The organism is Sphingomonas tagetis, assembly GCF_024211275.1.
Lineage (GTDB): Bacteria > Pseudomonadota > Alphaproteobacteria > Sphingomonadales > Sphingomonadaceae > Sphingomonas > Sphingomonas tagetis.
In genome coordinates, this window is the sequence record NZ_JAMLDX010000001.1 from 267332 (window position 1) to 288656 (window position 21325).

The 21325-nt window shown below is 66.7% G+C and carries 24 protein-coding genes; 13 read left to right on the plus strand and 11 right to left on the minus strand.

Annotated features, from left to right (window positions below; all coding sequences use genetic code 11):
• Positions 1 to 29: 29 nt before the first annotated feature.
• Positions 30 to 305: an acylphosphatase gene (locus tag M9978_RS01350; protein ID WP_254291051.1), complete on the minus strand. Its 276-nt coding sequence runs from the start codon at positions 303 to 305 to the stop codon at positions 30 to 32.
• A gap of 139 nt (positions 306 to 444) precedes the next feature.
• Here M9978_RS01350 and M9978_RS01355 point away from each other — a divergent pair, with 139 nt between their 5' ends.
• On the plus strand, positions 445 to 1224 hold the full coding sequence (locus M9978_RS01355) for a polyphosphate kinase 2 family protein (RefSeq protein WP_254291052.1): 780 nt from the start codon (positions 445 to 447) through the stop codon (positions 1222 to 1224).
• A 21-nt stretch (positions 1225 to 1245) separates the two neighbouring features.
• Here M9978_RS01355 and M9978_RS01360 read toward each other — a convergent pair whose 3' ends face one another.
• Positions 1246 to 1875, minus strand: coding sequence for a carbonic anhydrase (locus M9978_RS01360; RefSeq protein WP_254291053.1), 630 nt, complete (start codon positions 1873 to 1875; stop codon positions 1246 to 1248).
• An 80-nt stretch (positions 1876 to 1955) separates the two neighbouring features.
• Between M9978_RS01360 and lipA the strand changes: the two genes are divergently transcribed.
• Complete coding sequence (lipA, locus tag M9978_RS01365; protein WP_254291054.1) at positions 1956 to 2876, plus strand: lipoyl synthase; 921 nt, start codon at positions 1956 to 1958, stop codon at positions 2874 to 2876.
• A complete protein-coding gene (locus M9978_RS01370; protein ID WP_254291055.1) occupies positions 2876 to 3370 on the plus strand; it encodes a type II toxin-antitoxin system RatA family toxin in 495 nt (164 codons plus the stop codon). The genes lipA and M9978_RS01370 overlap by 1 nt, the downstream gene beginning before the upstream one ends.
• On the opposite strand, the gene M9978_RS01375 is transcribed toward M9978_RS01370, so the two are convergent.
• The 3 genes from M9978_RS01375 to M9978_RS01385 are packed head-to-tail and all read right to left on the minus strand — an operon-like array spanning position 3298 to position 5495.
• Positions 3298 to 3834, minus strand: coding sequence for a CinA family protein (locus M9978_RS01375; RefSeq protein WP_254291056.1), 537 nt, complete (start codon positions 3832 to 3834; stop codon positions 3298 to 3300). The two genes, M9978_RS01370 and M9978_RS01375, sit on opposite strands and share 73 nt — an antisense overlap.
• The gene (locus M9978_RS01380) at positions 3831 to 4349 is read right to left on the minus strand and encodes a hypothetical protein (protein ID WP_254291057.1); all 519 of its coding nucleotides are present in this window, start codon (positions 4347 to 4349) and stop codon (positions 3831 to 3833) included. Before M9978_RS01380 ends, M9978_RS01375 begins: the two co-directional genes overlap by 4 nt.
• 3 nt (positions 4350 to 4352) lie before the next feature.
• Positions 4353 to 5495: a bifunctional 2-C-methyl-D-erythritol 4-phosphate cytidylyltransferase/2-C-methyl-D-erythritol 2,4-cyclodiphosphate synthase gene (locus M9978_RS01385; RefSeq protein ID WP_254291058.1), complete on the minus strand. Its 1143-nt coding sequence runs from the start codon at positions 5493 to 5495 to the stop codon at positions 4353 to 4355.
• Positions 5496 to 5681: 186 nt separating this feature from the next.
• On the opposite strand from M9978_RS01385, the gene dusB reads away from it, so the two are divergent.
• From dusB to ntrX, 6 genes are all read left to right on the plus strand, one after another.
• Entirely contained in the window at positions 5682 to 6692 is a 1011-nt protein-coding gene (gene dusB, locus M9978_RS01390; RefSeq protein ID WP_254291059.1) for a tRNA dihydrouridine synthase DusB, read from the plus strand.
• Positions 6668 to 7771, plus strand: coding sequence for a two-component system sensor histidine kinase NtrB (locus tag M9978_RS01395; protein WP_254291060.1), 1104 nt, complete (start codon positions 6668 to 6670; stop codon positions 7769 to 7771). The genes dusB and M9978_RS01395 overlap by 25 nt, the downstream gene beginning before the upstream one ends.
• 148 nt (positions 7772 to 7919) lie before the next feature.
• Complete coding sequence (locus tag M9978_RS01400; RefSeq protein WP_254291061.1) at positions 7920 to 8168, plus strand: CBU_0592 family membrane protein; 249 nt, start codon at positions 7920 to 7922, stop codon at positions 8166 to 8168.
• The gene (gene ntrC / locus M9978_RS01405; protein WP_254291062.1) at positions 8165 to 9610 is read left to right on the plus strand and encodes a nitrogen regulation protein NR(I); all 1446 of its coding nucleotides are present in this window, start codon (positions 8165 to 8167) and stop codon (positions 9608 to 9610) included. The genes M9978_RS01400 and ntrC overlap by 4 nt, the downstream gene beginning before the upstream one ends.
• 60 nt (positions 9611 to 9670) lie before the next feature.
• Positions 9671 to 11923, plus strand: coding sequence for a sensor histidine kinase (locus M9978_RS01410; protein WP_254291063.1), 2253 nt, complete (start codon positions 9671 to 9673; stop codon positions 11921 to 11923).
• A complete protein-coding gene (gene ntrX / locus M9978_RS01415) occupies positions 11920 to 13293 on the plus strand; it encodes a nitrogen assimilation response regulator NtrX (RefSeq protein ID WP_254291064.1) in 1374 nt (457 codons plus the stop codon). The genes M9978_RS01410 and ntrX overlap by 4 nt, the downstream gene beginning before the upstream one ends.
• A gap of 27 nt (positions 13294 to 13320) precedes the next feature.
• On the opposite strand, the gene M9978_RS01420 is transcribed toward ntrX, so the two are convergent.
• Positions 13321 to 13638, minus strand: coding sequence for a DMT family transporter (locus tag M9978_RS01420; protein WP_254291065.1), 318 nt, complete (start codon positions 13636 to 13638; stop codon positions 13321 to 13323).
• Between the two features lie 122 nt (positions 13639 to 13760).
• Between M9978_RS01420 and hfq the strand changes: the two genes are divergently transcribed.
• The 4 genes from hfq to M9978_RS01440 all read left to right on the plus strand — a co-directional run bounded on the left by hfq (position 13761) and on the right by M9978_RS01440 (position 16775).
• A complete protein-coding gene (hfq, locus tag M9978_RS01425) occupies positions 13761 to 14363 on the plus strand; it encodes an RNA chaperone Hfq (RefSeq protein WP_436977157.1) in 603 nt (200 codons plus the stop codon).
• Positions 14364 to 14373: 10 nt separating this feature from the next.
• Positions 14374 to 15666, plus strand: a complete 1293-nt coding sequence (gene hflX, locus M9978_RS01430; RefSeq protein ID WP_254291067.1) for a GTPase HflX — start codon at positions 14374 to 14376, stop codon at positions 15664 to 15666.
• Positions 15666 to 16325, plus strand: a complete 660-nt coding sequence (locus tag M9978_RS01435) for a peptidylprolyl isomerase (RefSeq protein WP_436977161.1) — start codon at positions 15666 to 15668, stop codon at positions 16323 to 16325. Before hflX ends, M9978_RS01435 begins: the two co-directional genes overlap by 1 nt.
• A 102-nt stretch (positions 16326 to 16427) precedes the next feature.
• Positions 16428 to 16775 (plus strand): WYL domain-containing protein, encoded by a 348-nt coding sequence (locus M9978_RS01440; protein ID WP_254291069.1) that lies wholly within the window; start codon positions 16428 to 16430, stop codon positions 16773 to 16775.
• A 4-nt stretch (positions 16776 to 16779) separates the two neighbouring features.
• Here M9978_RS01440 and mazG read toward each other — a convergent pair whose 3' ends face one another.
• From mazG to metG, 5 genes are read right to left on the minus strand one after another with little or no spacing between them, the layout of a single operon-like run.
• Positions 16780 to 17574, minus strand: coding sequence for a nucleoside triphosphate pyrophosphohydrolase (mazG, locus tag M9978_RS01445; RefSeq protein WP_254291070.1), 795 nt, complete (start codon positions 17572 to 17574; stop codon positions 16780 to 16782).
• A gap of 32 nt (positions 17575 to 17606) precedes the next feature.
• A complete protein-coding gene (locus tag M9978_RS01450; protein WP_254291300.1) occupies positions 17607 to 18224 on the minus strand; it encodes a retropepsin-like aspartic protease family protein in 618 nt (205 codons plus the stop codon).
• Between the two features lie 5 nt (positions 18225 to 18229).
• The gene (locus tag M9978_RS01455) at positions 18230 to 18994 is read right to left on the minus strand and encodes an MBL fold metallo-hydrolase (protein WP_254291071.1); all 765 of its coding nucleotides are present in this window, start codon (positions 18992 to 18994) and stop codon (positions 18230 to 18232) included.
• Positions 18991 to 19770, minus strand: a complete 780-nt coding sequence (locus tag M9978_RS01460) for a TatD family hydrolase (RefSeq protein ID WP_254291072.1) — start codon at positions 19768 to 19770, stop codon at positions 18991 to 18993. The genes M9978_RS01455 and M9978_RS01460 overlap by 4 nt, the downstream gene beginning before the upstream one ends.
• The gene (gene metG, locus M9978_RS01465; RefSeq protein ID WP_254291073.1) at positions 19767 to 21311 is read right to left on the minus strand and encodes a methionine--tRNA ligase; all 1545 of its coding nucleotides are present in this window, start codon (positions 21309 to 21311) and stop codon (positions 19767 to 19769) included. Before metG ends, M9978_RS01460 begins: the two co-directional genes overlap by 4 nt.
• Positions 21312 to 21325: the final 14 nt, after the last annotated feature.

The following is a 21325-nucleotide window of genomic DNA, read 5'->3' on the forward strand; positions in this document are numbered from 1 at the left end:
GGCGGGGGAGCGGGCCGGTGCCGCAATCTTCAAGCCGTGAAGCGCTTGGTAAAGCCCTTCACATTGCCGCGTTCGGCCGGCATCGCATCGATCCGCGCAACCTCGGCGAGCATCGGCCCTTCGCGGCAGCGGTCGACGAAGGTGTCGATCGCCATGCCGTCACCGTCCGCGAGGATTTCGACTCGCCCGTCCTGAAGGTTGCGAACCCACCCGATCACGCCGAGCTGTTTCGCGGTGCGAACCGCCCAGTCGCGATAGCCGACGCGCTGGACGCGCCCTTCGATCAGCAAACGCTGTGCCGTCATTTCAATCGATCCCCGCATACACATGCGCCAACACCGCGCATGAGGCTGTCATAATCCAGCGTGGCGGGACTCGCGAAGTCCACTCAGGCGCGAATACAGGGCATTTCAGCGCGCTTTGGAGCCTGATAGGCTCGGCTCCATGAAGATCGACCTCAGCGATTACGAAGCCGGCGACAAGTTCGATGGCGATTATGACGAAGCGCTCCAGGCGCTGTACGAACGGCTCGAGCGCATTCAGGTCGCACACATCCTCCACAAGCGGCCGGCGATCATCGTGCTGGAAGGCTGGGACGCGGCGGGGAAGGGCGGCATCATCAAGCGGCTGACCGCCGAATGGGATCCGCGCTTCTTCGAAGTGATGCCGATCGCCGCGCCGGGCGAGACCGAACTGGCGCATCACTTTCTGTGGCGTTTCTGGACGCGGCTGCCGAGCAGGGGGCACATCGCGATCTTCGACCGCAGCTGGTATGGCCGCGTGCTGGTCGAGCGGGTCGAGGGCTATTGCAGCAAGGCCGAGTGGAAGCGCGGCTATGACGAGATCAACGACTTCGAGGCGCAGCAGATCGAGGCCGGCGCGACGGTCGTGAAATTGTTCGTCCACATCACGCAGGAAAAGCAGGACGAGGAGTTACTCGAGCGGCTCGACGATCCGTGGAAACGCTGGAAGACGGGCGCCGACGACTATCGCAACCGGGCGCGGCGCGCCGACTATCTCGATGCGATCGAGGATATGTTTGCCAAAACGAGCACCAAGCAAGCGCCGTGGACGGTCATCGACGGCAACAACCGCAAGGCCGGCCGCATCGCCGCGCTGACGGCGATTGCCGACCAGCTCGAGGCGAAGGTGTCGATGGAGCCGCCCGCGATCGACCCCGAGTTCGAGAAGATGGCGCGCGCTGCGCTGGCCGCGAAGGACTAGCCAGCAGCGCAGCGCTTTCCGTCACGCCGGGGCGAATTCTCCGCTTTCGTCCATCAAATGCAGCACGCCCTCGCTGATCGCAAAATACGCGCCGTGAATGGTCAGGCGGCCAGCGCCCTCGCGCTCGGGGATGAAGGGGAAAGTGCGGAGATTGGCGATCGAGGTACGGACCGTTTCCAGTTCCATCTCACGGGCAGCGCCCGGGCCATCGCCGCATTTCGCCTTCACCCGCTCGCGCGCTTCGTCGAGCAGGCTGACCCAGGCATGGACGAAGCCGCCTTCGCCCGGCGGGCTGTCATGGAACATCTCGGTCAGCGCAGCATGCGCGCCACCGCACATGCCATGCCCCATCACGACGATTTCCTCGACGTTGAGCTTGGTCACGGCGAATTCGAGCGCGGCGGAGACGCCATGCCGGCCGCCATCATTCTCGAATGGCGGGACCAGATTGGCGACGTTGCGCACGACGAAGATTTCGCCGGGCAGCGTGTCGAAGATCTGCGCGGGTTCGACGCGGCTGTCGGAGCAGGCGATCACCATCACCTTGGGCGACTGCCCCTCTGCCAGCTGCGCCCAGCGCTCGTGCTGGCGGCGATAGTCGGCGGTGCGGAAGCGGCGATAGCCATCGACGAGATCGGTGAAGTGAGTCATGCGCCCTCCATTTTTGCGCTTCCCATTGGCGCAGCCCTTAGGGGCTGGCAAGCGGCGCGCTTGATCGCTATTTGGCCCGCATGAACGATCCCACGCCCGTCGCCCGCCCGGAACGCCAGCGCAAGCCCGACTGGATTCGCGTCAAGGCGCCGACCTCGGCCGGCTTTGCCGCGACGCGTGCGCTGATGCGCTCGAAGAGCCTGACGACGGTGTGCGAGGAAGCGGCCTGTCCGAACATCGGCGAGTGCTGGAGCAAGAAGCACGCGACGGTGATGATCCTGGGCGACACCTGCACGCGAGCCTGCGCCTTCTGCAACGTCAAGACCGGCATGCCGCGCGCCGTCGATGCGATGGAGCCGAACAACGTCGCCGATGCCGCGGTGCAGATGGGGCTGGAGCATATCGTCATCACCTCGGTCGACCGCGACGACCTGCCCGATGGCGGCGCGAAGCAATTCGTCAAGGTGATCGAGGCGATCCGCAAGGCGTCGCCGACTACGACGATCGAGATCCTGACGCCCGATTTCCGCAACAAGCACGAGCAGGCAGTGGAGATGATCGTCGCGGCGCGGCCCGACGTTTATAACCATAATCTCGAGACGGTGCCGCGGCTCTATCCGACGATTCGCCCTGGCGCGCGCTACTATGCCTCGATCCGGCTGCTGGAGACGGTCAAGAAGCTCGATCCGTCGATCTTCACAAAGTCCGGCGTGATGCTGGGGCTGGGCGAGGAGCGGCTGGAGGTCCATCAGGTGATGGACGACATGCGCAGCGCCGACATCGATTTCCTGACGATGGGCCAGTATCTCCAGCCCACGCCGCGCCACGCCAAGGTGCAGGATTTCGTGACACCGGCGGCGTTCGACGCCTATGCCGCGATTGCCCGCGCCAAGGGCTTCCTGCTGGTCGCCTCCTCGCCGCTGACCCGGTCGAGCTATCATGCCGGCGACGATTTCGCGAAGATGAAGGCGGCGCGCGACGCGAAGCTCGCCAGGGTCTGATGCCCAGGCACAGCGAGACCCGGCGGCTGCCCTATTCGCCGGAGCAGATGTACGATCTGGTCGCCGATGTCGGCCGCTATGGCGAGTTTCTGCCCTGGGTCAGCGCGGTGCGGGTGCGGTCGAACAGCGAGCGCGAGATGGTCGCGGACCTGATCGTCGGCTTCAAGGGGCTGCGCGAGACGTTCAGCAGCCGGGTCGAGAAGCAGCGGCCGGAGCATATTCGGGTCGATTATCTCGATGGGCCGCTCAAGCATCTCCATAATGACTGGAAGTTCCGGCCCGACGACGAGGGCGGGGTGCTGATCGATTTCTGTGTCGATTTCGCCTTCAAGAGCCGGGTGTTCGAGATGCTGGCGGGGCAAGTGTTCGATCGGGCGCTGCGGATGATGATCAATGCGTTCGAGGAACGCGCGGCGCGGCTTTACGGCGATTCGGCCTCGGGCGCGGCGGGTTCGCCGGGGAGCAGCAGCTCGAGCGCACACAGCGCCGCCTGAAGCCGCACCCCGCCGCGGCCGATCTCGCCGAACTCGCGGGTATCCGCCACCACCACGTCGGGATCCGCCTGCCTTTCGGCGCGGGCGAAGACGACATGGCCGACCGGCTTCTTCTCGCTGCCGCCGCCCGGCCCGGCGATGCCGGTGATCGCCACCGCGACATCCGCGCCGCTCTCGTCCAGCGCGCCCTGCGCCATACTCCACGCCGTCGCGATCGACACCGCGCCGAAGGTTTCGAGCACGTCGCCGCTGACCTTGAGCTCGGTCTTCTTGGCGTCGTTCGAATAGGTGACATAGCCGGCGAGCAACACTTCGGACGAGCCGGGGATCTCGGTGATCGCGGCGCAGACCAGGCCGCCGGTGCAGCTTTCGGCAATCGCCAGCGTGCGGCCGGCGGCGCGGTTCGCCTCGACGACCTTGCGCGCCGACTCGACCAGCTCGCGGGGGAGAATCGTTTCCATCATCGCGGGCGGCCCATAGGGCAGATCGGCAGCCTTGGCCCGCGTTTTTCGTCATTCTGGCCGAGCTGGGCCAGCGCGACGAAAACGGCGGCGAGATTGCGCGGCGGCAAGGGCGCGAGATTGCTCACGATCTTGTCGAGACCGGGGCAGTCGGCCGGCTTGATCTCCTGCGCCGCGAGCGGGACGAACACCGCGCGGGCCATCGGGATCGCGAATTGCGAATCGGCGATCGCCGCGCCCTGCGGGCCGAGCAACTTGCGGATGCCGCCTTGCGCCGCAGGCATCGCCGGGCCGACGCCGGCATCGAGCCGCGCCATGAAGGCGGCGCCCGGCTGACGCAGGAAGCTGCGTGGCGGGAGCGCGGTGCAGATGCGGCCCATCTCGCGGATGACGTCGGGCAGCATGACTTGGAACAGCGCTTCGCCCTCCGCTTCGGTGAGGCAGGGGCGGGCGGCCTGCTGGGCCTGCGCAGCCGAGGAAAGGGCGAGCGCGACGGCGAGGATCGAACGCTTGAACATGACTTACTCCGGTACGCGGACGGTGGCGACGGCCTGCGCTGCCATGCCTTCGCCGCGGCCGGTGAAGCCAAGGCGCTCGGTCGTCGTCGCCTTGACGCTTATCCGGGAGGAATCGATCCCGAGAATGTTGGCGATGCTGGCGCGGATCGCCGCGCGGTGCGGGCCGATCTTGGGGGCTTCGCAGATCAGCGTGAGGTCGATGAAGTCGATGATACCACCTTGTGCGCGGACAAGGCCGGCGGCGTGATCGAGAAACTGCGCCGACGCCGCGCCGCGCCATCTGGCGTCGCTGGGCGGGAAATGCATGCCGATATCGCCCGCGCCGATCGTACCGAGCAACGCGTCGGTGATCGCATGGAGCGCGACATCGGCGTCGCTATGGCCGGACAGGCCCTTGTCGTGCGGAATAAGGATGCCGCCGAGCCAGAGCTCCTGTCCGGCTTCGAACCGGTGGACATCGAAGCCCATCGCGCTGCGCGAGATCAGCGTCGCGGCGTGGCGGGCTTCGGCGGCGGCGAAGTCGGCGGGGTGCGTGATCTTTTCGAGCATTGGGTCTCCGGCGACCAGCATGACGTCATGGCCCGCACGGCGGAGCATCTGGGCGTCGTCGGTGGCCTCCTCGTCCGCGGGCCAGGCGCGGTGCGCGGCGAGGATGGCGTCGAGATGGAAGGCTTGCGGGGTCTGGATGCGGTTGAGACCGGCCCGGAGGACATTGTCGCCCAGCGTGCCGTCGCCGCGCGCCAGCGTGTCGGCGACCGGCAGGACGGGGACCGCGCCGGGGGCCTGATCGAGCGCCGCCAGCAGGGCGTCGATGACACGCGGCGGGAGGAAGGGGCGGGCGGCGTCGTGGATCAGGACGCGAGTGACGCCCTGCGCCGCCAGAACTTCGAGACCGGCGCGGACCGAATCGCGGCGTTCAGCCCCGCCGGTGACGAAGTTGACAGTTTTGCCGAGCGCCGAGCGGGCGTCGGCCTCCTGCCCTTCGCCGATGACGACGAGGATGTCGCCGACCGCGGGATGCGCTGCGAAGGCGCCGACGCTGTGGGCGAGCATGGGCTTGCCGACGAGGGAGGCGAATTGCTTGGGCACCTCGCCGCCTGCGCGCACGCCCTTGCCTGCCGCGACGACGAGCGCGGCGGTGGTCATCGGCGGGTATCCAGATGCCGGAAAGTCACAAAGGTCCCGACATCTATCGCGAGCGCGCGTTGGGTCGGGAGGGGGGCGTCTGCCAGCATCGCCGCTGCCTAGCGGGAAGGGGGCTTGTAGGAAAGCGCAACGCTTGCACTCGCCCCATTGCGCCTGTAGAGGCCGCTGCCTATTTTTCAGGCAATCATGACGACGCTCAAGCCTATCCAGATCGGCCCGGTGACGATCGAGACGCCGGTGCTGCTCGCGCCGATGACGGGGGTCACCGACCTGCCGTTCCGCCGGCTCGTGCGCCGCTATGGGTCGGGACTCAACGTCACCGAGATGATCGCCAGCCAGGCCGCGATCCGCGAGACGCGCCAGTCGATCCAGAAGGCCGCATGGGATCCGATCGAGGAACCGGTGTCGATGCAGCTGGTCGGCTGCACGCCCTATGAAATGGGCGAGGCCGCCAAGCTGAACGAGGATCGCGGCGCGGCGATCATCGACATCAACATGGGCTGCCCGGTGCGCAAGGTCACCAATGGCGACGCCGGATCGGCGCTGATGCGCGTGCCGGACCTCGCCGCGCAGCTGATCGAGGCGTGCGTCAAGGCGGTGAAGGTGCCGGTGACGGTCAAGATGCGGATGGGCTGGTGCCATGACAGCCTCAACGCGCCCGAGCTGGCGCGGGTGGCGCAGGAGATCGGCGCGCAGATGATCACGGTGCACGGCCGCACGCGCAACCAGATGTACAAGGGCAGCGCCGACTGGGCGTTCGTGCGCAAGGTCAAGGACGCGGTGTCGATCCCGGTGATCGTCAATGGCGACATCTGTTCGGCGGACGATGCGCGCACCGCGCTGGAACTGTCGGGCGCGGATGGCGTGATGATCGGGCGCGGCGCCTATGGCCGGCCATGGTTGCTGCGGCAGGTGATGGACGCGCTGACCGGCAAGGGTGAGCGTGCCGACCCGACGATCGCCGAACAATATGCGGTGATCGCAGAACATTACGCCATGATGCTCGAACATTATGGCGAGGAAACCGGCGTCAACATGATGCGCAAGCATATCGGCTGGTACACCAAGGGGCTGCACGGTTCGGCCGAGTTCCGCAACAAGGTGAACCAGCAGCCCCAGGCGGCGACCGTGCTGGCGATGCTCGACGACTTTTACGCGCCGCTTTGTGAATCATGGCCCCAGCGCGAAGCGGCCTGAGGCCGCCACCGCAGCCGGGCGAGCCTGACCTGACCGAATTGTTCGGCGGGCTGCCCGTCGCCGCGCTGGTGCTCGATCCGCAGGACCGCGTCGTGCGCGCCAACATGGCGTGCGAGCATCTGCTCAACCATAGCGAGCGCGCGATGCTGGGGCAGCGGCTCGACCGCATCGTGACGCCGCCCGATGGCTATGCCACGCGGCGCGATGGACATGGCTTTGCCGCCTATGACGTGGAGATCGAGCCCAATCGAAGTCCGCGCACCCGCGTCGATTTTGTCGAGGCGCCGGTGCCCGAGCATCCCGGCTGGCGGATCGTGACGCTGCATCAGGCGCCGACGTCGCGGCGGCTGTCGGTCGGCGCGGACCGCAGCCTGGGCGCGCGGGCGGCGGTGGGTGCGGCGGCGATGCTGGCGCACGAGATCAAGAACCCGCTGTCGGGCATTCGTGGCGCGGCGCAGCTGCTGGCGGACGAGGGCGATGGGGAAGGGCGGGAGGAGCTGACCCGGCTGATCACCACCGAGGTCGATCGGATCGCGGCGCTGATCGACCGGATGCAGGATTTCACCGACACCCGCCCGCCCAAGCTGGCGCCGCACAATATCTATCCCTTGCTCGACCATAGCCGCCGCGTCGCGCTGGCCGGATTCGCGCGCGGCATTACGATCGAGGAGCGGTTCGATCCCTCGTTGCCGCCGGTGATGATGGACAAGGACGCGTTCCAGCAGGTGGTGATGAACCTGCTCAAGAACGCCGCCGAGGCGTTGAAGGACGTGCGCGAGCCGAAGATCGTGCTCGCGACGCAATATCGCCATGGCGTCGCGATGCGCCCCGCGCCCGACCAGCCGCGCCGCTGGCTGCCGATCGAACTGTCGGTGAGCGACAATGGTCCCGGCGCGCCGGCGGACATCGCCAGCCATTTGTTCGAACCGTTCGTGTCGGGCAAGCCCGAGGGCAAGGGGCTGGGGCTGCCGCTGGTCGAGAAGCTGGTGCGCGACATGGGCGGCGTGGTCGAATATGCCCGCGCCGGCGATCCCGAGATGACGGTGTTCCGCGTCAATCTGCCGAGGGCCGACGGATGAACGGCTCTTTTCACCTTCAATCCTCCCCCGCCAGGGGGAGGTGTCAGCCGCAGGCTGACGGAGGGGGCGGATGCGATGTCGGAGGTTTGGGAGTCCTCCCCCTCCGTCGCGCGTCGCGCGCCACCTCCCCCTGGCGGGGGAGGATTTGATGACGCCGCTGTGGGTCGATGTCGTGGGGTGGGTCGGCGCGGGGCTGGTGCTGATCGCCTATGCGCTGCTGTCGGCGGACAAGCTCGACGCGAAGGGCGCGGCCTATCAGCTGCTGAACGTGCTCGGCGCGGTGGGCATGCTCATCAACGGCTATGTGCGGGGCGCCTTGCCTTCGGCGGCGCTCAACCTGATCTGGATGGGGATCGGCATCTATGTGCTGGTCAAGCATCGGGGGCGAACCGCATGAGCGTCACCGGCGCCATTCTGATCTGCGACGACGATGCGGCGATCCGCACGGTGGTGACTCAAGCGCTGCGCCGCGCCGGACATCGTGTGACCGCGGCGGCGTCGCTGGGCGATTTGAAGCGCGAGATGCGCTCGGCGATGCCCGATGTGGTGGTCACCGACGTGGTGCTGCCCGACGGCAACGGACTCGATCTGGTGGCGACGCTGACCGGCGAATATCCCGATCTGCCGGTGATCGTGCTGTCGGCGCAGAACACGCTGGCGACCGCGGTGCGCGCAACCGAGGCGGGGGCGTTCGACTATCTGCCCAAGCCGTTCGACCTCGACGCGCTGACGACGACGGTGGCGAGTGCGCTGTCGCGCGGGCGGCGGCTGGTCGACGATGTCGCGGCGAGCGAGGATCATGCCGTCGCGCTGATCGGCCGCTCGCCGGCGATGCAGGAAGTCTATCGCGTGATCGCGCGGGTCGTTTCGAACGAGCTGACCGTGCTGATCACTGGCGAGAGCGGCACCGGCAAGGAGCTGGTGGCGCAGGCGATCCATGATCTGGGACCGCGGCGGCGTGCGCCGTTCGTCGCGATCAACATGGCGGCGATCCCGCGCGAGCTGATCGAGGCCGAGCTGTTCGGGCACGAAAAGGGCGCGTTCACCGGCGCGGCGGCGCGCGTCGCGGGCAAATTCGAGCAGGCATCGGGCGGCACCTTGTTCCTCGACGAGATCGGCGACATGCCGATGGAGGCGCAGACACGGCTGCTGCGCGTGCTGCAATCGGGCGAGTTCACCACGGTGGGGGGCGCGCGTGCGATCCGCGCCGATGTGCGGATCGTCGCCGCGACCAACAAGGATCTGATGAGCCAGGTGACCGCCGGGCAATTCCGCGAGGATCTGTTCTACCGGCTCAACGTGGTGCCGATCGCGCTGCCGGCGTTGCGCGAGCGGCGGCAGGACATCAGGCTGCTGGCGCGCCACTTTCTCGACCGCGCGGCCGAGGACGGGTTGGCGCGCAAGGCGATCGGCGACGATGCGATCGCGGCGCTCGAAGCGCATGACTGGCCGGGCAACGTCCGCGAGCTGGAAAACCTCATGCGGCGCATGGCCGCGCTGCACCGCGACGAGTGGATCGATGCCGGCGCGGTTCGGACGATGCTGGGCGAGAATGCCGCCCTGCTGCCCGCGGCGCGCGACGAGGGGATCGAGGCGGCGGTGATGGCGCGGCTCCAGCGGCTGGCGATCGAGGAACCCAAGGTGCTGGAGGACGGCACGCTCTATGACCGCATCATCGGCGAGGTCGAGCGGCCGCTGATCGAGGCGATGCTCGCGCGGCACGGCCACAACCAGCTGCGCGCGGCGCGGGCGCTGGGCATCAACCGCAACACCTTGCGCAAGCGGCTCGATACGCTGGGGATCGATGTGGGCGGGATCAGGCAGGACGACCTCGCCTAGCGGCGTGCTGACTGAATTTGTGTGTTCCAATTGCAACGGCGCTGTTGTAGCCATGCAACGATGAACGCCGTCGCCGAGACGATGATTGACGCCGGGACGTCGCCCCGTCGGTTCACCGTCACGCCCATTCTCGAACTGGTGATCCTCGGCGTCGCCGCCGGGATGGTCATCACCACTTATCTGGTGATCAGCGGGAATGACGGGTCGCAGCGGCTGCTGACCCCGCCGCTGGTGGCGCTGCTGCTGGTCGCCAACCTCGTGCCTTTGGTGGCGCTGATCGTGCTGATCGGGCGGCGCGTGGCGATGCAGCGCGCGGCGCGCTCGCCGCTCGGCGGGCGCGGGCGGCTGCATGTGCGGCTGGTGGCGATCTTCTCGATCCTGGCGAGCGTGCCGACGATCTTCGTGTCGATCGTCGCGTCGCTGCTGTTCCAATATGGCGTGGAGTTCTGGTATTCGGACCGGGCGCGGTCGATGCTCGAGAATGCCTCGGCGGTCGCGATGGGCAGCTTCAACGATTTGAAGGACCGCGTCGGGCTGAACGCCGAGGCGATGGCGATCGATCTGGCGCAGGGCCTGACCGAATGGCCGATCGACAGCCAGAATTTCGTCAACTTCCTGCTCGTCCAGACCACCCAGCGCGAGCTGTCGGAAGCCGCGATCGTGCGGCAATCGCCCAATGGCGAGCTGCAGACGCTGGCGATCCTCAACCCCTATGAGCGGCTGATCGAGGAGCAGGTCAGCGCCAGGGCGATCCAGGAGCTCAAGGCCGGGCGCAAGACCGTCGTGGTCGAGGACACCGGTGGGCGCATCCGCGCGCTGACGCGATTCCCGCAGGCGCCGGACACCTATCTCTATGCCGCGCGCGTGGTCGATCCGGCGCTGCTGGAGCGCAAGAGCCGCGCGGAATCGGTGGTGAGCGGCTACAAGACGCTGACCGAGCGTTCGCGCACCTTGCAGTTGCAGTTCAACGTCGCGCTGCTGCTGCTGTCGTTGCTGATCGTGGGCGTGGCGGTGTGGGTGGCGCTGGAGATCGCGGACCGGCTGGTGCGGCCGGTGGGCGATCTGGTGAAGGCGGCGCGCGACGTCGCGCAGGGCGATCTCGCCACGCGCGTGCCGACGCCCAAGGCCGATGACGAGATCGGCACGCTGGCGACCGCGTTCAACCGCATGACCGACCGGCTGCAGGAGCAGACCAACGCACTGGTCACCGCCAACGCCCAGTCGGAGAGCCGCCGCGCGCTGATCGAGGCGGTGATGTCGGGCGTGACCGCGGGCGTGCTGTCGATCGACGCCGAACGCCGCATCCGCCTGATCAACAGCTCGGCGATGGCGCTGCTCAGGCCGGGCGAGGCGCCGGTCGGGCGACAGCTCGCCGAGGTCGCGCCAGAGCTCGACGCGGTGCTCGGCGGCGAGGCGCGCGAGGACATCGTCCAGCTGATCAGCGGCGGCGAGGCGCGCACGCTGGCGGTCAAAATCACCCGCGACGAGGCGGGGCAGGTGCTGACCTTCGATGACATCACCCAGCAATTGCTCGACCAGCGCCGCGCGGCCTGGTCCGACGTGGCGCGCCGCATCGCGCACGAGATCAAGAACCCTCTGACCCCGATCCAGCTCGCTGCCGAGCGGCTCCAGCGCCGTTACGGCAAGAAGGTCGAGAATGACGACGGCACCTTCGCCAAGCTGACCGACACGATCGTGCGGCAGGTCGGCGATCTGCGGCGGATGGTCGATGAATTCTCGTCCTTCGCACGCATGCCAAAACCGGTGTTCCGCGAGGAGTCGTTGCTCGACATCGCGCGCCAGACGCTGTTCCTGCACGAGGTCGCCAAGCCCGAGATCCGCTTCACGCTCGACCATGACGGCCCGGCGCCTTTGGTCAGCGACCGCCGCCAGCTCGGTCAGGCGCTGACCAACCTCGTCAAGAACGCGATCGAAGCGGTCGAGGCGCGCCCAGAATCGGATGGGGATGGCGAACAGGGCCTCGTCGCGATGACCATCCGTGAAGGCGATCAGGGGCAATTGCTGCTCGACATCGCCGACAACGGTATCGGCCTGCCCGCCGAACGCGAGCGGATCGTCGAACCCTATATGACCACGCGCAGCCGCGGCACCGGCCTTGGCCTCGCGATCGTCAAGAAGATCATCGAGGAGCATTTCGGCACGATGGCGTTCGCCGACCGTCCCGGCGGCGGCACCATCGTCACGCTCTGCTTCGACACCGCCACGCTGGCGCCGATGGCGGGCACGGGCGGGGAGGGCGATGAAGTCTCCCCGGTCGCCCTCACGCGTACCAAGAACGGACCCAAGCAATGACACTCGATATCCTGGTCGTCGACGACGAAGCCGACATTCGCGAGCTGGTCGCGGGCGTGCTCGAGGACGAGGGCTATGAGACGCGCGCCGCCGCCGACAGCGACACCGCACTGGAGGCGATCGCCGAGCGGCGGCCGAGCCTGGTGCTGCTCGACGTGTGGCTGCAAGGGTCGCGGCTCGACGGGCTGGAGTTGCTCGACGAGATCAAGCGGCGCGACGCGTCGATCCCGGTGCTGGTCATCTCGGGCCACGGCAATCTCGACACCGCGGTGGCGGCGATCCGGCGCGGGGCGAGCGACTTCATCGAAAAGCCGTTCGAGGCCGAGCGGCTGCTGCTGCTGGTCGAGCGCGCGACCGAGACCGAGCGGCTCAAGCGCGAGGTGGCGTCGCTGCGCGCGAGCGCCGGGCGCGAGAACGACCTGACCGGCAATTCGACCTCGATCAACGGCGTGCGTGCGACGCTCAAGCGCGTGGCCGCGACCGGCAGCCGCGTGATGATCACCGGTGGTCCGGGCACCGGCAAGGAAGTCGCCGCGCGGCTGCTGCACGAATGGAGCACGCGCGTGAACGGCCCGTTCGTGATCGTCAGCGCGGCGCGGATGACGCCCGAGCGCGTCGAGGAGGAGCTGTTCGGGCTGGAGGAGGGCGATGTCGTTCATCCCGGCATGCTCGAACAGGCGCATGGCGGGACGCTGTTCCTCGACGAGATTGCCGACATGCCGATGGCGACGCAGGGCCGTATCCTGCGCGTGCTGACCGAGCAGAAGTTCAACCGCGTCGGCGGGCAGCGCCAGGTCAAGGTCGATGTTCGCGTCGTTTCCGCGACCGGGCGCGATTTGCAGGACGAGATTGCCGAGGGACGGTTCCGCGAGGACCTGTTCTACCGCCTCAACGTGGTGCCGGTGGCGATCCCGCCGCTGGCCGAACGCCGCGAGGACATTCCCCCGCTGGTCGAGCATTTCGTCGCGCATTACGCCAGCGAACGTCGCGTGCCGACGCCCGAGGTCGCGCCCGAGGCGATGGTCGCGCTGCAAAGCTATGAATGGCCGGGCAATGTCCGCCAGCTGCGCAATGTGGTCGAGGCGACGGTGATTCTGGCACCCGGCGACCGCATCGGGCGGATCGACCTCGACCTGCTGCCGACCGAAGTGCTCGGCCGCAAGGGCGAGAGCGACAGCGGCGGGGCGAGCGCGATGATGGGCGCGCCGCTCAAGGAAGCACGCGAGACGTTCGAGCGCGAATATCTGCGCATCCAGATCCGGCGGTTTTCAGGCAACATCTCGCGGACCGCGCATTTCATCGGGATGGAGCGCTCGGCGCTGCACCGGAAGCTCAAGCTGCTGGGGATTCACGAGGGCCGGGAGGAGTGACTCGAACCCTCCCCGCCAAGGGAGGATTCAGGGCGACGCCAGCTTCATCAGCGCGATGCCGCACAGGATCAGCGCCGCCGCGATCAACCGGATCGCGCTGACGCTTTCGCCCAGCATCACGATGCCGACGACAAACGCCCCCAGCGCGCCGATCCCGGTCCAGATCATATAGGCCGTGCCGAGCGGCAATTGCCGCATCGCCAGCGCCAGCAGTGCGAAGCTGCCGAGCATCGCGGCGAGCGTGACCGCCGACGCCAGCGGGCGCGTGAACCCGGCCGACAGCTTCATCGCCGACGCCCACACGATCTCCAGCAATCCGGCGAAAAACAACATGATCCAGGCCATTTCCGGCACTCCTTGCGAAGCGCCGGGCCGTCCCGGACTTGAAGCGCCGCGCAGCGGCGGGAGGACGTGGCCTCGCTTGCCGCTGATATCGGTGCGATGCCCGATGGATCAAGGCCGGGACTATGGACGTTGTGCCGGCACGGCCCTACATTGGGCTCACGCGCCATTGGGGGCGCGTCTCCGACGCCGGGAAACGGCGCCACAGCGGGAAAAATCCCGCCAAGAACATGGAAGCCGCGAACATGGCCGACAAACAGACTTCGCTTCAGGACCTCTTCCTGAACGCCCTCCGCAAATCCAAGACCCCCGTCACGATGTTCCTGGTCAAGGGCGTCAAGCTGCAGGGCATCGTCACCTGGTTCGACAATTTCTCGGTGCTGCTGCGCCGGGACGGCCAGTCGCAGCTGATCTACAAGCACGCCATCTCGACGATCATGCCCTCGGGTTCGGTCGATGTCGCGTCGATCGTCGACGCGGTGCCGGAAGCGGCGTCCAAGAACCCGGTCTTGCAGGAGATTTTCCTGAGTGCGGTCAAGCGCCAGCAGGAAAATGTCACCATGTTCCTGGTCAATGGCGTGATGTTGCAGGGCGGGATCGCGGCGTTCGACCTGTTCTGCATGCTGCTCCAGCGCGACGGCGTGTACCAGCTGGTCTACAAGCACGCGGTCTCGACCATCCAGCCGGCGCATCCGCTCGACCTGACCGATCACGGCGAGGACGCCTGAAAGTAGGTTTATGAGTACTGGTTTCGACCGCGATCCCGACGAGTTCACGCGGGGCGCCAAGGCGGTCGTCATTTATCCCGACATGGGCGGTTCCAGCCGCGATTCCGACGCGCGGCTGGAGGAAACCGCCGGGCTCGCGCTCGCCATCGGGATCGAGGTAGTCGAGCGCGTGGCGCTGCGCATCCGTGCGCCCAAGCCGGGCACGCTGATCGGATCGGGGCAGGTCGAGGTGCTGGCCGAGACGGTGGCCGCGCGCGAACTGAGCCTCGCGGTGTTCGACGCCGCGCTGACCCCGGTTCAGCAGCGCAACCTCGAAACCGGGCTCGGCTGCAAGGTGATCGACCGCACGGGTCTGATCCTCGAAATCTTCGGCGAGCGCGCGCGCACGGCCGAGGGCCGCTTGCAGGTCGAGCTGGCGCATCTCGACTATCAGGCGGGCCGGCTCGTGCGCAGCTGGACTCACCTCGAACGCCAGCGCGGCGGCTTCGGCTTTCTCGGGGGTCCGGGCGAGACGCAGATCGAGGCCGACCGCCGGCTGATCCGCGACCGCATGGCGCGGTTGAAGCGCGAGCTCGATTCGGTCAGCCGCACGCGCGGGCTGCACCGCGAGCGGCGCCAGCGCGCACCGTGGCCGGTGATCGCGCTGGTCGGCTATACCAACGCCGGAAAATCCACGCTTTTCAATCGCGTGACCGGCGCTGACGTCATGGCGGAGAATCTGCTGTTCGCCACGCTGGACCCGACGTTGCGGCAGATCTCGCTGACGGGCATCGACAAGGCGATCCTGTCCGACACGGTGGGCTTCGTCTCGGAGCTGCCGACTCAGCTGGTGGCGGCGTTCAAGGCGACGCTCGAGGAAGTGGTGTCGGCCGACATCCTCATCCATGTCCGCGACATCGCCCATCCCGACACGATCGCGCAGAAGGACGATGTCGAGACCGTGCTCAAGGAGATCGGCGTCGATCCCGCGACGCCGCGGTTCGAGGCATGGAACAAGCTCGACCTGCTTGATGGCGAGGCGCGAGAGGCGGTGCTGGCCGAGGCCGGCAAGCGCGACGATGTGGTAGCGGTGTCGGCGCTGAGCGGGGAAGGGGTGGCCGAGCTGATCGAGCAGGTCGCGGCCCAATTGACCCAGGGGCATCGCCGCTACCGTATCGAGCTCGATCCCAGCGACGGCGCGGGTGCGGCGTGGCTGCACCAGCATGGCGAGGTGATCGAGCACAGCGTCGAGGACGGCCGCGCCATTTACGAGGTGCGGATGGCGCCCAAGGATCATGAAAGGTTCGAGACCCGCGGTACATGATGTTGGTTCGACCCGCTTTTTTACTCGTTCCCGCGATCCTGCTGACCGCCGCCGCGCCGCCCGAGCCGGCGCCCGAACCGGCCAGCGTGCGGGTGCGGCTGGTCACCTCCGCCGGCAATATCACGCTGGCGCTCGACGCCCGCCGCGCGCCGAAGACCGTCGCCAACTTCCTCTATTATATCGATGACGGACGGTTTGAAGGGACGGAGTTCTATCGTTCGTCGCGACGGCGCACCGATCCGCGCACCGGGCTGGTGCAGGGCGGGATCGGCACCGATGCGCGCCGCATCCTGCCCTCGGTGCCGCTCGAACCCACCAGCCGAACGGGAATCCGGCATCTCGACGGCACGATCTCGATGGCGCACGGGCTCGATCCGCATTCGGGCGCCGGTAATTTCTCGATCATGGTCGGCGACAATCCGGGCCTCGACGCGCGTCCCGGCAATCCCGGCTTCGCCGCCTTCGGCAAGGTGATCGGCGGGATGGACGTCGTCCGCCGCATCCTCGCCATGCCGACCGGCGGCGGGCGCGGGGTGATGCGCGGGCAGATGATCCTCAAGCCTGTGCGAATCGTCCGGGCGCAGCGACTCGACGGCACGCCAAGACCGAGCGGGCGGCCCAAGCCGTGGCTGCTCCAGATGCCGTGGCACAAGAAATGATGCTGCCGAAAATCTGGGCGTTCGCGCCACTTGTCCGATTTTTATGCAGGTTCTGGCGCATCACCTCTTGCTGCAATGCGGCATAATTGCCACATTGCTATCATGAGTGACGAAATCGCGGGCGACACGGCAACCAATCCCACGCCGATCGTCCTGGAGGGGATCGTGCGGCAGCGCTGTGTCAGCGCCGTCTATAACCGCACGCGCATGGTGCTGGCGCCGCACATTCTCTACATGCGCGGCGGCGCGCTTTACATGGACGCGGCGGTGGTCTCGCGCGATTTCATCGTGCCGCGCGAGGAAAAGTTCGGCACCTACAAGCTCGACGGCCTCAAAGGACTAGCGATCACCGAGCGCGAATTCCGCATCAGTTCGCTGTTCCTGCCTGAATCCGAGAAATATGACGGGCAGACATTGATGAAGGTCGAGCCGGCTACGGCCGACGCCTGACGCCTCAGCCGCCGGCGCGTTTGACCTGCTGCCACAGCGCTTCCTGGGCATCGAGATCCAGCGTCGCAAAGGTGTCGCCCGCGACGGCTTCCATCGCGCGGAAGCGTTTCTCGAACTTGGCATTGGCGGCGCGTAACGCGGCTTCCGGATCGATGCCGAGCTTGCGCGACCAGTTCACCATCGCGAACAGCAGGTCGCCAATCTCTTCCTCGCGCGTCGCATCGTCGGCGGTTTCGACCTCGGCGAGTTCCTCGTCGATCTTGGCGCGGGCGCCGGACGGGTCGGGCCAGTCGAAGCCGGTGCGCGCGGCACGTTTCTGCAGCTTTTCGGCGCGGAGCAGGGCGGGGAGGCCGGTCGCCACGCCATCCAGCGCGCCCGCTCTCCCCTTGCTCCCCCGCTCTTCGGCCTTGATTTGTTCCCACAGGTGATGGCCGCCTTGCTCGGCGCCGCGAAAGATGTGCGGGTGGCGCCGTTCCATCTTGTCGCTGATCGCGGCGATCACATCGGCGAGCGCGAAATGGCCGGCTTCCTCGGCCATGCGGCTGTGGAAGATGACCTGGAGCAGCAGGTCGCCGAGCTCGTCCTTGAGATCGTCGAGATCGCCGCGCTGGATCGCGTCGGCGACCTCATAGGCTTCCTCGATCGTATAGGGCGCGATCGTCGCGAAGGTCTGGACGCTGTCCCATTCGCAGCCGCTGACCGGATCGCGCAGCCGCGCCATGATCGCCATCAGCCGCTCGATGCCGGGGGACTGGATTTGCGGCGTGGTCGCCGCGGGGGAGTCCTCCCGATCGCTCATGCCGTAAGTCCGATAATATACATTATGTTAAATCACGCTTTGCTTTTGCTGGTCTGGGGTTGCGGTTCGAGGATCAGGACGTTCCCTTCCACCCGCCAGGATTTGAGCCGTGACAGGAAGTTCATCCCCAGCACGTCGAGATCGCCGAAGTTCGACGCGACGAACACGGTGAGATCCTCGGTGCCGAGCGGCCCGACATCGATCCGGCGCACCTGCGCGCGTCTCGCATCGACCGTGCCGTTGGCGGTCGATACCTTTACCGCGGCGCCATTCTCGAAATCGATGTCCGCCGCGCGCGCCGTAGCCTCGCTGATCGCGCTGACCGTCGCGCCGCTGTCGATCAGCATGCGGCGCTCGACGCCGTTGATCGCCGCGCGCGCCCAGAAATGACCGTCCGGCGACAGGCGGATACGGACGGTTTCGCCTTGGGCGACCTGCGCCGGCTCGCTGATGCCGATGCTCGCGCCGAGCCGGTCGAACTGATCGGCGATGCGGTCCTTGTTGATCACCACCGCCCAGATGAAGAAGCCGATCGCCGCCCAGCCGATCACGGTCTTGAGCAGGAATCCCAGCCGCAAGCGCCGCGCGCCGAGCGAGGCCAGGATCAGCACGAGGAAACCGACCAGCGAAACCAGCTGAACGACCTGCATCTCGCTCAAATGACGATCTCCATCCCGTCGAACCCCGGTTCGACCCGCTCGGACAATTCGGCCCGCAGCGTCATATAGTCCATGCTGGTGTCCATATGAATGAGCACCATCCGCCCGACACCGCACTCCGCGCCCCATTGCAGCGTTTGCGCGAGATGCGGGTGAGTCGGATGCGGATGGCGGCGCAGCGCGTCGGCGACCCACAGATCGACGCCGGTATAAAGTTGCCGCATATCGCTTGTAAATTCATTAAAATCAGTTGCATATCCAACTGATTTTCCATTTTGTTCGAAGCGAAGGCCAGCCGAAGTGATCCCGCCATGCGGCTGGGTCGCGGTGCGGATCACGATGTCGCCGACGATCATGCCGTCCACCAACGGTTCCATCGTCGCGGTCGCGCGATACGGCCCGCCGCCCGAAAAGACATAGCGGAAGCGCGTCGTCAGCCCTTCGGCCGTGACATCGGGCGCGATGCCGCGCACCGGCGCGCGGCGCGCATGCATCAGCTGGCGCAGGTCATCGATGCCGTGGGTATGATCGGCGTGATCGTGCGTCCAGATCACGGCATCGACGTCGGACACATTGGCCGCCAGCAGCTGCTCGCGCATATCGGGGCTGGTATCGACCAGAATGCGCGTCGTGTCGCTCTCGACCAGGATCGAGGCCCGGCTACGGCGGTTGCGCGGCTCAGCCGGGTCGCAATCACCCCAGTCGTTGCCGATGCGCGGCACGCCGGAGGAAGTACCCGAACCGAGAATGCGGACTTTCATCCCAATGTTTTGGCGAACAGCGTGTGGAAATTGGCGCGCGTCACTTCCGCCAGCTCCTCAGCGTCCTGCCCGCGCAACTGCGCGAGGAAGCGGCAGGTGTCGGCGACGAAGGCCGGTTCGCCGGTCTTGCCGCGATGCGGTACCGGCGCCAGGAACGGCGCGTCGGTCTCGATCAGGAGCCGATCGAGCGGCAGCCGCGCCGCGGTTTCCTGAAGCTCGCGCGCATTCTTGAACGTCACGATACCCGAGATCGAGATGTAGAAGCCCAGATCCAATGCCTTGTCGGCGAACGCGCCGCTAGCAGTGAAACAGTGGATCACGCCGGGATAGGCGCCCTGCCCCATCTCGTCGGCGAGGATCGACGCGGTATCGTCCTCGGCATCGCGCGTGTGCACGATCAGCGGCAGCCCGGTCTCGCGTGATGCGGCGATGTGGCTGCGGAAGCTCGCCTGCTGCTGCGCGCGGTCGCTATGATCGTAATAATAATCGAGCCCGGTCTCGCCGATCCCCACGACACGGGGATGCGCGGCGCGGGCGACCAGCTTTGAGGTGTCGATATGCGGATGCTCGTCGGCCTCGTGCGGGTGGATGCCGACCGTCGCCCACACATCCGGCTCACGCTCGGCGGTGGCGAGCACCTCGTCCCACTCACGCTCGCGCGTTGCGATGTTGAGCATCGCCACCACGCCACTCTCCCGCGCGCGCGCCAGCACTTCGGGCTGTTGCTCGCCCAGTCCCTTGTAATTCAAGTGGCAATGGCTGTCGGCGAGCCTCACGCGGCGGCTTCCTTGAGGTCAAGCCGCGGGAACACGCCGGTCGGCGGGGCCAGCCGGAAGCCTGACGACGCCTTGACGTCATACCAGTCCGACCCCAGCGAATCCGCGGGTTTCGCATCGATCTGCGCCAGCAGCTTCTCAGCGGATTCGGGGATCACCGGCCAGATGCAGATCGCCAGATCGCGGATCGCGCGGACCAGGGTGCCGAGCACCGCGTGCATGCGATCGGGATCGGTCTTGCGCAGCGCCCAAGGCGCCTGCACGTCGATATATTGGTTGCACGCGAACACCGCGCGCATCCACGCCTCGACGCCCTGGCTGAGCGCCAGCGTCGCGAACGAGTCACGAAACTCGCGGCAGGCGCCGTCCACCGTCGCGAGCAACTCGGCATCGGCCGGATCGCTGCGTCCCGCTTCCGGCAGCACGCCGTCGAGGTTCTTTGCAATGAACGCGAGCGTCCGCTGCGCGAGATTGCCGAAGCTGTTCGCGAGATCGGCATTGGCGCGCGTCACGATCGCCTCGTCGCTGAAGCTGCCGTCGCTGCCGAAATTGACCTCGCGCAACAGGAAATAGCGCAGCGAATCGACGCCATAGAGCCGCGCCAGCTCCATCGGATCGGCGACGTTGCCGGTCGATTTCGACATCTTCTCGCCGCGGTTGAGGATGAAGCCGTGCCCGAACACCTGTTTCGGCAGCGCGATGTCGGCAGACATCAGGAAAGCGGGCCAATAGACGGCGTGGAATCGCGTGATGTCCTTGCCGATCAGGTGCAGGTCGGCCGGCCAGTAGCGCTTGAGCTCGCTGTCCTCGTCGAAATAGCCGATGCCGGTCAGATAGTTGGTCAGCGCATCGACCCACACATACATGACGTGCCCCGGCGAACCCGGAACCGGCACGCCCCAGTCGAAGCTGGTCCGCGACACCGACAGATCCACCAGCCCGCCCTCGACGAACTTGACGATCTCGTTGCGTGCGCGCTCGGGCCGGATGAAATCGGGTTGCGATTCATAGAGTTCGAGCAAAGGCTGCTGATAGTTGGAGAGCTTGAAGAACCAGGTCTCCTCCGCTGTCCACTCGACCGGGGTGCCGTGCGGCGAGAGCTTGACGCCCCCTTCCCCTTCGCTCAGCTCCTTTTCCTCGTAAAACGCCTCGTCGCGAACCGAATACCAGCCTTCATAGCGGTCGAGATACAGGTCGCCCTTGGCCGCCATCGCCTGCCAGATCGCCTGGCTGGCGGCATAGTGATCGACATCGCTGGTCCGAATAAATCGATCATAGGAAATATTCAGATCATCAGCCATTTCACTGAAATAGGCTGACATTTCATCGGCGAGCTGGCGCGCGGTCAGGTCGCGCGCGCGCGCCGTCTGCGCCATCTTGAGGCCATGCTCGTCGGTGCCGGTCATGAAACGCACGTCGCGGCCCTGCTGACGCTGGAAGCGCGCGATCGCGTCGGCGGCGATCATCTCATAGGCGTGGCCGATATGCGGCTTGCCGTTGGGATAATGAATCGCGGTGGTGATGTAATAGGGTTCGGCCATGCGGCGGCTCTAGA

What these genes read in the sequence shown, in the direction of transcription:
- M9978_RS01360 (WP_254291053.1), bottom strand. Translation starts at nt 1,875, where the DNA reads ATGACTCACTTCACCGATCTCGTCGATGGCTATCGCCGCTTCCGCACC.
- M9978_RS01385 (WP_254291058.1), bottom strand. Translation starts at nt 5,495, where the DNA reads ATGACCACCGCCGCGCTCGTCGTCGCGGCAGGCAAGGGCGTGCGCGCA.
- M9978_RS01380 (WP_254291057.1), bottom strand. Translation starts at nt 4,349, where the DNA reads ATGTTCAAGCGTTCGATCCTCGCCGTCGCGCTCGCCCTTTCCTCGGCT.
- M9978_RS01455 (WP_254291071.1), bottom strand. Translation starts at nt 18,994, where the DNA reads ATGAAAGTCCGCATTCTCGGTTCGGGTACTTCCTCCGGCGTGCCGCGC.
- M9978_RS01395 (WP_254291060.1), top strand. Translation starts at nt 6,668, where the DNA reads ATGGCCCCAGCGCGAAGCGGCCTGAGGCCGCCACCGCAGCCGGGCGAG.
- M9978_RS01400 (WP_254291061.1), top strand. Translation starts at nt 7,920, where the DNA reads ATGACGCCGCTGTGGGTCGATGTCGTGGGGTGGGTCGGCGCGGGGCTG.
- hfq (WP_436977157.1), top strand. Translation starts at nt 13,761, where the DNA reads ATGGACGTTGTGCCGGCACGGCCCTACATTGGGCTCACGCGCCATTGG.
- M9978_RS01350 (WP_254291051.1), bottom strand. Translation starts at nt 305, where the DNA reads ATGACGGCACAGCGTTTGCTGATCGAAGGGCGCGTCCAGCGCGTCGGC.
- M9978_RS01410 (WP_254291063.1), top strand. Translation starts at nt 9,671, where the DNA reads ATGAACGCCGTCGCCGAGACGATGATTGACGCCGGGACGTCGCCCCGT.
- ntrC (WP_254291062.1), top strand. Translation starts at nt 8,165, where the DNA reads ATGAGCGTCACCGGCGCCATTCTGATCTGCGACGACGATGCGGCGATC.
- M9978_RS01420 (WP_254291065.1), bottom strand. Translation starts at nt 13,638, where the DNA reads ATGGCCTGGATCATGTTGTTTTTCGCCGGATTGCTGGAGATCGTGTGG.
- dusB (WP_254291059.1), top strand. Translation starts at nt 5,682, where the DNA reads ATGACGACGCTCAAGCCTATCCAGATCGGCCCGGTGACGATCGAGACG.
- M9978_RS01370 (WP_254291055.1), top strand. Translation starts at nt 2,876, where the DNA reads ATGCCCAGGCACAGCGAGACCCGGCGGCTGCCCTATTCGCCGGAGCAG.
- M9978_RS01355 (WP_254291052.1), top strand. Translation starts at nt 445, where the DNA reads ATGAAGATCGACCTCAGCGATTACGAAGCCGGCGACAAGTTCGATGGC.
- M9978_RS01450 (WP_254291300.1), bottom strand. Translation starts at nt 18,224, where the DNA reads ATGCAGGTCGTTCAGCTGGTTTCGCTGGTCGGTTTCCTCGTGCTGATC.
- M9978_RS01440 (WP_254291069.1), top strand. Translation starts at nt 16,428, where the DNA reads ATGAGTGACGAAATCGCGGGCGACACGGCAACCAATCCCACGCCGATC.
- lipA (WP_254291054.1), top strand. Translation starts at nt 1,956, where the DNA reads ATGAACGATCCCACGCCCGTCGCCCGCCCGGAACGCCAGCGCAAGCCC.
- ntrX (WP_254291064.1), top strand. Translation starts at nt 11,920, where the DNA reads ATGACACTCGATATCCTGGTCGTCGACGACGAAGCCGACATTCGCGAG.
- M9978_RS01435 (WP_436977161.1), top strand. Translation starts at nt 15,666, where the DNA reads ATGTTGGTTCGACCCGCTTTTTTACTCGTTCCCGCGATCCTGCTGACC.
- M9978_RS01375 (WP_254291056.1), bottom strand. Translation starts at nt 3,834, where the DNA reads ATGATGGAAACGATTCTCCCCCGCGAGCTGGTCGAGTCGGCGCGCAAG.
- metG (WP_254291073.1), bottom strand. Translation starts at nt 21,311, where the DNA reads ATGGCCGAACCCTATTACATCACCACCGCGATTCATTATCCCAACGGC.
- mazG (WP_254291070.1), bottom strand. Translation starts at nt 17,574, where the DNA reads ATGAGCGATCGGGAGGACTCCCCCGCGGCGACCACGCCGCAAATCCAG.
- hflX (WP_254291067.1), top strand. Translation starts at nt 14,374, where the DNA reads ATGAGTACTGGTTTCGACCGCGATCCCGACGAGTTCACGCGGGGCGCC.